This window comes from Isoptericola sp. NPDC057391, from assembly GCF_042668085.1.
GTDB lineage: Bacteria > Actinomycetota > Actinomycetes > Actinomycetales > Cellulomonadaceae > Isoptericola.
Genome location: NZ_JBHVBO010000168.1, coordinates 1 through 8,923, shown reverse-complemented (window position 1 = coordinate 8,923; position 8,923 = coordinate 1). Strand labels below are relative to the sequence as shown.

The 8,923-nt window shown below is 76.5% G+C and carries 9 protein-coding genes; 8 read left to right on the top strand and 1 reads right to left on the bottom strand.

Translation table 11 applies throughout. The features are described 5' to 3' along the window. Positions 1–129 precede the first annotated feature (129 nt). From lepB to ACFUVW_RS17100, 7 genes are all read left to right on the top strand, one after another. Positions 130–951 (top strand): signal peptidase I, encoded by an 822-nt coding sequence (lepB, locus tag ACFUVW_RS17130; protein ID WP_430572525.1) that lies wholly within the window; start codon positions 130–132, stop codon positions 949–951. Beyond that, complete coding sequence (locus tag ACFUVW_RS17125) at positions 948–1,925, top strand: ribonuclease HII (protein ID WP_430572524.1); 978 nt, start codon at positions 948–950, stop codon at positions 1,923–1,925. The genes lepB and ACFUVW_RS17125 overlap by 4 nt, the downstream gene beginning before the upstream one ends. Continuing rightward, positions 1,922–2,221 carry a DUF2469 domain-containing protein gene (locus ACFUVW_RS17120; protein WP_013838354.1) on the top strand — a complete coding sequence of 100 codons (300 nt, stop codon included), beginning with the start codon at positions 1,922–1,924 and terminating at the stop codon, positions 2,219–2,221. The genes ACFUVW_RS17125 and ACFUVW_RS17120 overlap by 4 nt, the downstream gene beginning before the upstream one ends. 181 nt (positions 2,222–2,402) lie before the next feature. Then, on the top strand, positions 2,403–2,762 hold the full coding sequence (locus ACFUVW_RS17115; protein WP_430572523.1) for a YraN family protein: 360 nt from the start codon (positions 2,403–2,405) through the stop codon (positions 2,760–2,762). Next, entirely contained in the window at positions 2,762–4,297 is a 1,536-nt protein-coding gene (locus ACFUVW_RS17110) for a YifB family Mg chelatase-like AAA ATPase (protein WP_430572522.1), read from the top strand. Before ACFUVW_RS17115 ends, ACFUVW_RS17110 begins: the two co-directional genes overlap by 1 nt. Further along, the gene (gene dprA, locus ACFUVW_RS17105) at positions 4,290–5,609 is read left to right on the top strand and encodes a DNA-processing protein DprA (RefSeq protein ID WP_430572521.1); all 1,320 of its coding nucleotides are present in this window, start codon (positions 4,290–4,292) and stop codon (positions 5,607–5,609) included. The genes ACFUVW_RS17110 and dprA overlap by 8 nt, the downstream gene beginning before the upstream one ends. Positions 5,610–5,731: 122 nt before the next feature. Continuing rightward, a complete protein-coding gene (locus ACFUVW_RS17100) occupies positions 5,732–6,679 on the top strand; it encodes a tyrosine recombinase XerC (protein WP_430572520.1) in 948 nt (315 codons plus the stop codon). A gap of 51 nt (positions 6,680–6,730) precedes the next feature. On the opposite strand, the gene ACFUVW_RS17095 is transcribed toward ACFUVW_RS17100, so the two are convergent. Then, complete coding sequence (locus ACFUVW_RS17095; protein WP_430572519.1) at positions 6,731–7,411, bottom strand: peptidoglycan DD-metalloendopeptidase family protein; 681 nt, start codon at positions 7,409–7,411, stop codon at positions 6,731–6,733. Between the two features lie 572 nt (positions 7,412–7,983). On the opposite strand from ACFUVW_RS17095, the gene rpsB reads away from it, so the two are divergent. Then, positions 7,984–8,892, top strand: coding sequence for a 30S ribosomal protein S2 (rpsB, locus tag ACFUVW_RS17090; protein WP_430572518.1), 909 nt, complete (start codon positions 7,984–7,986; stop codon positions 8,890–8,892). Positions 8,893–8,923: the final 31 nt, after the last annotated feature.

The following is an 8,923-nucleotide window of genomic DNA, read 5'->3' as shown; positions in this document are numbered from 1 at the left end:
GCCGATGGCAGGGCCGCCCGTCCGTCGTCCCGGGGCGCGCCCGTCCCGCTCCGGGGGCGACCTCCGGGGCGACCGGGGGGACCTGCCGTGGGTTTCGCCGTGGACGGTGGCGAGTGAAAGAGTGAGGGCGTGGCAGACTCCGATCCCGTGACCGACCGGCCCAGCGCGCGCGAGCCCCGCCCCCACGACCCCGCGGGCAGCGGCTCCGGCGACGGGGCCGAGGGTTTCGACTCCGTGGTCGGCGCGGGCCGCCCCGCTCCCGCCGAGGGCAGCGCCCCGAGCCGTGGGCTCGGCGTCCTGCGCGAGACCGCGATCATCGTGGTCAGCGCGCTGGTGCTGTCCTGGCTGATCAAGACGTTCCTGGTGCAGGCGTTCTACATCCCCAGCGGGTCGATGGAGGACACGCTGGAGATCGGGGACCGGGTGATGGTCTCGCGCATGGTGCCGGACGTTTTCGACGTCCACCGCGGCGACATCGTGGTGTTCAAGGACCCGGGCGGGTGGTTGCCGCCGTACGAGCCGCCGGAGCGGACCCCGGTCGGGCAGGCGGCGACGGACGTGCTGACGTTCGTGGGGCTGCTGCCGCAGGAGACGGGCGACCACCTCATCAAGCGGGTCGTCGGGACGCCGGGCGACCACGTGACGTGCTGCGACGACCAGGGCCGCGTGAGCGTCAACGGCGAGCCGATCGACGAGGAGTCGTACATCAAGCCGGGCTCGGTGCCGAGCCAGGACCCGTTCGACACGGTGGTGCCCGACGGCTTCCTGTTCGTCATGGGGGACAACCGGCAGAACTCGCAGGACTCCCGCTACAACACGGGCAAGCCGGGCGGCGGGTTCGTGCCGATGGACAACGTCGTCGGGTCGGCGTTCGCCACCGTGTGGCCGCTGGGTGACGCGAAGCTCCTGCGCAACCCGGGCGACGTCTTCGCGAAGGTCCCGGAGCCGTGACGTCGCTCGTCGAACGGGGCGCCCAACAGAGCGCGGTGCAGCCCGTCCGCGCCACGCCCGGGCCGGAGACCGTGCGCCGGCCCACGCCGCCGCGCCGCCGCTCCGCCAACGGCGCCACCTCCGGCGCGGGCAAGCAGCGTCGGAGCCCGACGCTGCGCCAGGAGCGTGCGCTGCTCACGGGCGGGGCGCGGCTGGTCGCGGGCATGGACGAGGTGGGGCGCGGCGCGCTCGCCGGGCCCGTGAGCGTGGGCGTCGTCGTCGTGGACGCGGCGACGCGGACGGCGCCCCAGGGGCTGACCGACTCGAAGCTGCTCACCCCCGCGGCGCGGGTCGCGATGGTGCCCCAGCTGCAGCGCTGGGGCGTCGCCTGGGCCGTCGGGCACGCCGGGCCCGCCGAGATCGACGCGCACGGGATCGTCGCGGCGCTGCGGCTCGCCGGTCGGCGGGCGCTGGCGCAGGTCCGCCGGACGTGCGGCGACGTGGACGTGGTGCTGCTCGACGGCTCGCACGACTGGCTGAGCCGGGCCGACGTCGACCTGTTCGAGGCGGCGGCGCTCGACCCTCTCGGGCCCGAGGCCCCGGAGCCGGGGGTGCGCACGCTGGTCAAGGCCGACCTGCAGTGCTCCTCGGTCGCGGCCGCGAGCGTGCTCGCCAAGGTGGAGCGCGACGGCCTGCTCGTGCGCCTCGCGCGCCAGTACCCGGCGTTCGCCTGGGACCAGAACAAGGGCTACTCGGCGCCCGCCCACCTGGACGCGCTGCGCCGGCTGGGCCCGACGCCGCAGCACCGGCGGTCATGGAACCTGCGGGCCCTGGCCGACGAAGGCATGGCCGACGACGGCGCGGCGGACGTGCCGCCGGGCGCGACCGCGGGGACGCTCGACGTCGGCCTCGTCGAGGCGACAGCCGAGGTGACGGCCGACGTGCGGGCCGACGTCACGGCTGATCTGGCACCCGGTGGGAGGATGGCCCCGTGAGCGCCGAAGACCTCGAGAACTACGAGACCGAGATGGAGCTCGCGCTCTACCGCGAGTACCGCGACGTGGTGGGCCTGTTCTCGTACGTGGTGGAGACGGAGCGGCGGTTCTACCTCGCCAACCAGGTGGACCTGCAGGTGCGGTCCGCCGCCGGCGAGGTCTACTTCGAGCTCCGCCTGGCCGACGCCTGGGTGTGGGACGTCTACCGCTCCGCGCGGTTCGTGAAGTCCGTGCGCGTCGTGACGTTCAAGGACGTCAACGTCGAGGAACTCGCGAAGGCGGAGCTCGCGCTGTAGCTGGTCAGCCCCGTCGCTGGTCGGCCCTGGAGCTCGCCCCGCCCCTTCCGGTCGGCACGAGGCGTCCGAGGGCGCGGAGGCTGCCCCCAGGGCCGCACCGATCGCGCTCCGTCCACAGGCGACGGTTTGCGTGCACGTCGTCCTTCCGCGGGCCGCGAGGCTTCCCCGCGGAGGTGGTTCGATGCGGGCGAAGGACGCCGTCGGGCGGTACGGGGAACGGGTGGCGGCGCGCCACGTGGAGGCGCAGGGCCTGCAGGTGCTCGAGCGCAACTGGCGCGGCGCCGAGGGCGAGCTCGACCTGGTCGCGCGCGACGGGGACACGCTGGTCGCGATCGAGGTGAAGACTCGGCGCGGCACCGCGTTCGGCCATCCGGCGGAGGCGGTCACGGCCGCCAAGCTGTCCCGCATCCGCCGGCTCACGGGGCAGTGGTTGGTGGAGCACCGCGACGTACGCTGCCGAGAGATCCGGGTCGACGTCGTGGCGGTGGTGCTGCCGCGGGCGGGCGCCGCGCAGGTCGAGCACCTCGTGGGGGTGCTCTGATGGGGCTCGGGACAACGGCGGCCGTCGCCCTCACCGGGCTGACCGGGCACGTCGTGGAGGTGCAGGCGCAGCTCGCGGCGTCGGTCCCCGGCTTCACCCTGGTGGGTCTGCCGGACACCGCGCTGAACGAGTCGCGCGAGCGCGTGCGCGCCGCGGTGCTCTCCACCGGCATCAAGTGGCCGCACCGGAAGATCACCGTCAACCTGTCGCCCGCCTCGCTGCGCAAGTCCGGCTCGTCGTTCGACGTCGCCATCGCGGTCGCGGTGCTCGCGGGGGACGGCGTGGTGCCCCGGGCCGGGCTGGACCGGGTCGTGCACCTGGCGGAGCTCGGCCTCGACGGCCGCCTCCAGCCCGTGCGCGGGGTGCTCCCCGCGGTCGCCGCGGCCGTCGACGCCGGCTGCCCGGACGTCGTGGTCGCGACCGGAGACGCGGACGAGGCGCGGCTGGTCCCCGGGGCACGCGTCCACGCGGCGTCGAGCCTCGCCGAGGTGGTGCTGCTGCACGGCGGCGAGCTGGCGGACCCGCCGGTGCTGGACCCGGTGCGGGCGGCGCGGCAGTCCGCGCCGCGCCGGTCGCCGGGGGACCTCGCGGAGGTGGTGGGGCAGGTGCAGGCGCGGACGGCGCTCGAGGTCGCGGCGGCTGGCGGGCACCACCTGCTCCTGGTCGGGCCGCCGGGTGCCGGCAAGACGATGCTCGCCGCCCGCCTGCCGGGCATCCTGCCGGACCTCACGCCGACCGAGGCCGTCGAGGTGACGTCCGTGCACTCGGTGGCCGGGACGTTCGACCCCGGGAACGGGCTCATGACGCGCCCGCCGTTCGAGGACCCGCACCACACGGCCACCCCGGCGGCGATCGTCGGCGGGGGCAGCGGGCTGGCCCGCCCCGGGGCGGTGTCCCGGGCGCACCGTGGGGTGCTGCTGCTCGACGAAGCGCCGGAGTTCCCGTCCCGCGTGCTGGAGACGCTGCGCCAGCCTCTCGAGCAGGGCGAGCTGGTGCTGCACCGCTCCGGGGGAGCCGCCCGCTACCCGGCGCGGTTCCAGCTGGTGCTGGCGGCGAACCCCTGTCCCTGTGGGATGGCGTCGGTGAACAAGGGGCTGGACTGCTCATGCACGCCGACGGCGAAGCGCCGGTACTTCGGCCGCCTCTCGGGGCCGTTGCTCGACCGCGTCGACCTGCAGGTGGAGGTCCTGCCCGTGACGCGTGCGGAACGGACGGCCCGGTCGGAGGGGGAGTCGTCGGCGGCGGTGGCGGCCCGCGTCGCGCAGGCGCGGGCCGCGGCGCGCGAACGGCTGGCCGGGACGCCCTGGACGACCAACGCGGAGGTGCCCGGGCGGTGGTTGCGGGAGCGGTCGCGGGCGCCGGGCGTGCTGCAGCCGATCGAGCAGATGGTCGACCGGGGCGTGCTCAGCCTGCGCGGGGCCGACCGCGTGCTGCGGATCGCGTGGACGCACGCCGACCTGGCGGGGCGCGCCGCACCGACGGCGGACGACGTCTCCACGGCCGTGACGATGCGGACCAGGGGGAGCCATGCGTGAGCTCGAGATGGAACCGGAGGACAGGACGCGGTCCGTCGGGGCCGGCGGGCTGCCCTTCGCGGCGGACGACCCGGTGCTCGCCCGCGCCGCGTGGAGCAGGCTGGCAGAGCCGGCCGACGCGGTGGCGGGCACGCTCGTGGCGCACCTCGGCGCTCCGGCGGCGCTGGAGTGGGTCGTCGGCGCGGTCCGCGACCCGGCGCGGGCCCTGCGGGGATCGGCGGTCGAGCCGCTGGGCAGCGAGGTCGCGGCCGACCGGCTGATGGAGGGGGTCGCCCGGTGGGCGCCGCGGCTCGACCGCCTCGACCCGCGGCGGGAGCTGCGGGTCCTCGAGCGGCTCGGGGGCACCCTGCTCGTGCCCGGGGACCCGCGCTGGCCGGCCCGGCTGGCCGCGTTGGGCCCGGAGGAACCCTTCGCTCTGTGGGTGCGGGGCGAGCCGGACCTGACGGCGCTGACGGAGCGGTCGGTCGCGCTCGTCGGCGCGCGGGCGTCGAGCGCCTACGGGGACCACGTGGCGAGCGACCTGGCGGCGGGGCTGGCGGACCGTGACTTCGCCGTGGTGTCGGGAGGGGCGTACGGGATCGACGCCGCGGCCCATCGTGGGGCCGTGGCCGGCGGGGCGCCCACGGTGGCGGTGCTCGCCGGGGGCGTGGACCGCTTGTACCCGCCGGGCAACCAGGACCTGCTGCGGCGGCTGGCGGACGGCGCGGGTGCGGTGGTGAGCGAGGTACCACCCGGCTCGGCGCCGTTCAAGCAGCGGTTCCTCGCCCGCAACCGGATCATCGCGGCCGCGTCCTGCGCGACCGTCGTGGTGGAGGCGGCCTGGCGGTCGGGGGCGCTGTCTACGGCGCGCCACGCCACCCGGCTGCTGCGCCCGCTCGGTGCCGTGCCCGGCGCCGTGACGTCGGGTACCTCGACCGGGTGTCACGCGCTCCTGCGGGACGGAGCGGCGGTCTGCGTGACGGACGCCGCCGAAGTGGCCGAGCTCGCCGGCCCGTACGACGGCGACGCGACGCCCCCGCAGGCCTCGCGTGAGGCGACGGCCGGGCGCGCCGCCCGTGCGGTGTCGCGCCGGCGGATCCCCGCGGACGTCGAGGCCCTGGGCGACCGCGCCCGCCAGGTGTGGGACGCGCTGCCGGCACGGGGCGCGGCCACCGTTGACGCGCTGGCACGCACGGCGGGGCTCGCGCCGGGCGAGCTGCTCGCGGGGCTCGGTGCCCTGGAGCTGCGCGGCCTCGCCGGCCAGGAGGCCGGCCGATGGCGCAGGGTGCGGCGCGCGGCCCGCGAGGCGGGCAGGGGCGCGTCGGAGGGGTGAGGCGGTGGGCGCGCGAGGGCGCCCGGACGGGCAGGTCGCGCGCTGCTGCCCGGCCGGTGGACGACCTCGACACGCGCGCCGCCTCACCCGTCCCGCGACGGCTCAGGGGCACACTGACCTGGATGGACACCGATTCGGACCTGCCGCCGCTGCCGGCGCCGCTCGCGGAGGCGCTGGCGCGTTTCGACGAGCATCTCGAGGTCCAGCGCGGGCACTCGGCGCACACGCGACGTGCGTACCGCGCGGACGTCGGGTCGCTCCTGCGGTACGCGGTGCGGCACGGCGTCGACGGCCTGCCGGGGGTGGACGTCGGGGTGCTCCGCGGCTGGCTCGCGGCGCAGGCCGAGCGCGGCCTGGCCCGCGCGACCGTCGCCCGCCGCGGGGCCGCGGCACGGACCTTCCTGCGCTGGGCGTACCGCGTCGGCCTGGTGCAGACGGACCCGACAGCGCGCCTCGCGAGCCCGAAGGTGTCGCGGACCCTGCCGACGGTGCTGAGCGCCGACGCGGCCGCGGCGCTGCTCGACACCGCCCGTGAGGTGGCGCAGGCGGCGGATCCGGACGAGCGCCCGGCGGCCCTGCGCGCTTGGGCGGCGGCGGAGCTCCTGTACGGCAGCGGCATCCGCGTCGGCGAGCTCGTGCAGGTGGACGTGCCCGCCGTCGACCTGTCCGACCGGCTCGTGCGGGTGCTCGGCAAGGGCGGCAAGGAGCGGGTGGTGCCCTTCGGTGTCCCGGCGGCGCGCGCCGTGTCCGAGTGGCTCGCGCACGGCAGACCGGCTCTGGTGCAGCCGGCGTCCGGGGCCGCGCTCCTCCTCGGGGCGCGCGGGGGCCGCTGGGGCCAGCGACAGGTCCGCGACGCGGTGCACGCGCTCGCGGCCCGGGCGGGCGTGGACGACGTGGCCCCGCACGCGCTGCGGCACTCCGCGGCGACGCACCTGCTGCAGGGCGGCTCCGACCTGCGGTCCGTTCAGGAGGTCCTGGGGCACTCCGACCTCGGCACCACGCAGCGGTACACCCACGTGGACGACGAGCGGCTGCGCAAGGTGTTCGTGCAGGCGTTCCCGCGGGCCTGAGCCCGCGGGACGCGCGCTTCGTCGGCTCGTCCGTCGGGGGTGCGCCTGCGCTCAGGGCCCGCCCGGCAGCAGCACGATCGGTGGGGCCTGGCCGAGCAGGGCGAGCGGGTCGAGGTAGACCTCCCCGCGCAGCACGCCCCAGTGCACGCACCCGGCGGGCGCGCAGTGCCCCGGCCCGGACGCGAGCGTGCCCACGACGTCTCCCGCGGCCACCGGGTCGCCACGGCCCACGGAGGCCGTGACCGGCTCGAACGTGGACCGCAGGCCGCCGGGATGGGCGACGACCACGACGGCCTTGCCCGCGACCTGCCCCGTGAACGACACCACTCCCGCCTCCGGCGTGCGCACCGGCTCGCCCGTCGCGGCGGCGAGGTCCACCCCACGGTGCCCTGCTCCCCACTCCTGGGCGGGAGGGTCGAACGGGTGCACCACGTCGCCGGGCACGGGGCGTGTCCACCCCTCGCCGTCGGCCGCGGGGGCCGGCGGCGGCGGAGGCGCCGCGCCGGCGAGCGGCGCCGTGGCCAGCAGGCACACGGCGCCGGCCGCGGCGAGCCGTGCGACGAGCCGTGCGACGAGCCGTGCGACGACCCTCGGGACGCCTCTCGTGCTTGTCCGGGCGGGGCCGACCGGCACGTCGGGGCGGGCGGCGGAGGGGGCGGGACACCCGGTGGCACGACCGGTCTCCGGGCCACGGCCCGCCGGCACCCGGGCGGTGGAGCTGCGACGCTTCATGGCAGGAGGCTGGCGGAGCCGGGGCCCCGTCCGCTCGCGGGGCCGCGGCGCTGGGGAAAGCCCGCGGCAGTGGGAGCCTGGGGGCAGGCTCGGGGCGTTCGCGCCCCGCGGGACGTCGTCGATGTCGCCGGAAGGGGGGCGACGACGCCCGCGACAGGCGGGGCGCCAGGCCGCCCGGGCCGGTGGGCGGAGACGCCCGGAACCGTCGGGTAGACTGGCTGCCGCGATCGGCTTGTGCCTCGCCTTCCCGAACCATCCCGGTGGATCCCGTGGACCGTCCTCGACGTCCCGCGGGCTCGCCGAACCGGGGGAGCGGACGCGAACCGGTCGACATCGCGCGTCACGTACGCGCCCCGCGACCCGGCCCGCCGGGTGCAGGGCGCGGCCGCGTCGGCAGCGGTCCGTCCCCGGGTCCCCGGGAACGGTGCCGGCCCGGCGTGACGCCAGGGGTGCCGGGCCCGATGCCCGTCACCGACGAACCGAGTACCGCGATCGGACCCTGCAGCAGCAGCCCGGTCGCCTGACGCGCGTGCCGCCCGGAGGATCCGGCGCACGCGGCGAAAGGACGTGTCATGGCCGTCGTGACCATGCGCCAGCTCCTCGAGAGCGGTGTCCACTTCGGGCACCAGACCCGCCGTTGGAACCCGAAGATGAAGCGGTTCATCTTCACGGAGCGCAACGGCATCTACATCGTCGACCTCCAGCAGTCGCTGTCGTACATCGACCGCGCCTACGAGTTCGTCAAGGAGACCGTCGCCCACGGCGGCAGCATCCTGTTCGTCGGCACCAAGAAGCAGGCGCAGGAGCCCGTGGCCGAGCAGGCCGCCCGCGTCGGCATGCCGTACGTGAACCACCGCTGGCTCGGTGGCATGCTCACCAACTTCACCACCGTGCACAAGCGCCTCCAGCGCCTCAAGGAGCTCGAGGAGATCGACTTCGACGACGTCGCCGGCTCCGGCCTGACGAAGAAGGAGCTCCTCGTCCTGCGCCGCGAGAAGGACAAGCTCTCGCGCACGCTGGGCGGTATCCGTGACATGGCGAAGACCCCGTCGGCGGTCTGGATCGTGGACACGAACAAGGAGCACCTCGCCGTCGACGAGGCCCGCAAGCTGGGCATCCCGGTCGTCGCGATCCTCGACACCAACTGCGACCCCGACGTCGTCGACTACGCGATCCCGGGCAACGACGACGCGATCCGCTCCGTCACGCTGCTCACCCGCGTGATCGCGGACGCCGCGGCCGAGGGCCTGCTGCAGCGTCACTCGGGCAAGAAGGGCGAGGCCGACCAGACCGCCGAGGCCGAGCCGCTGGCCGAGTGGGAGCGCGAGCTCCTGGCCGGTGCCGAGGCCGCGCAGGCCGAGGCCCCCGCCGCCGAGGCGACCGAGGCCGCCCCGGCCGCCGAGGAGGCGCCCGCCGCCGCTCCGGTCGTCGAGGAGACGCCTGCCGCCGAGGGCGAGCAGGCCGCCGAGAAGTCCGAGTGAGTCCTCGCGGGCCGGTCACCCGAGGGTGACC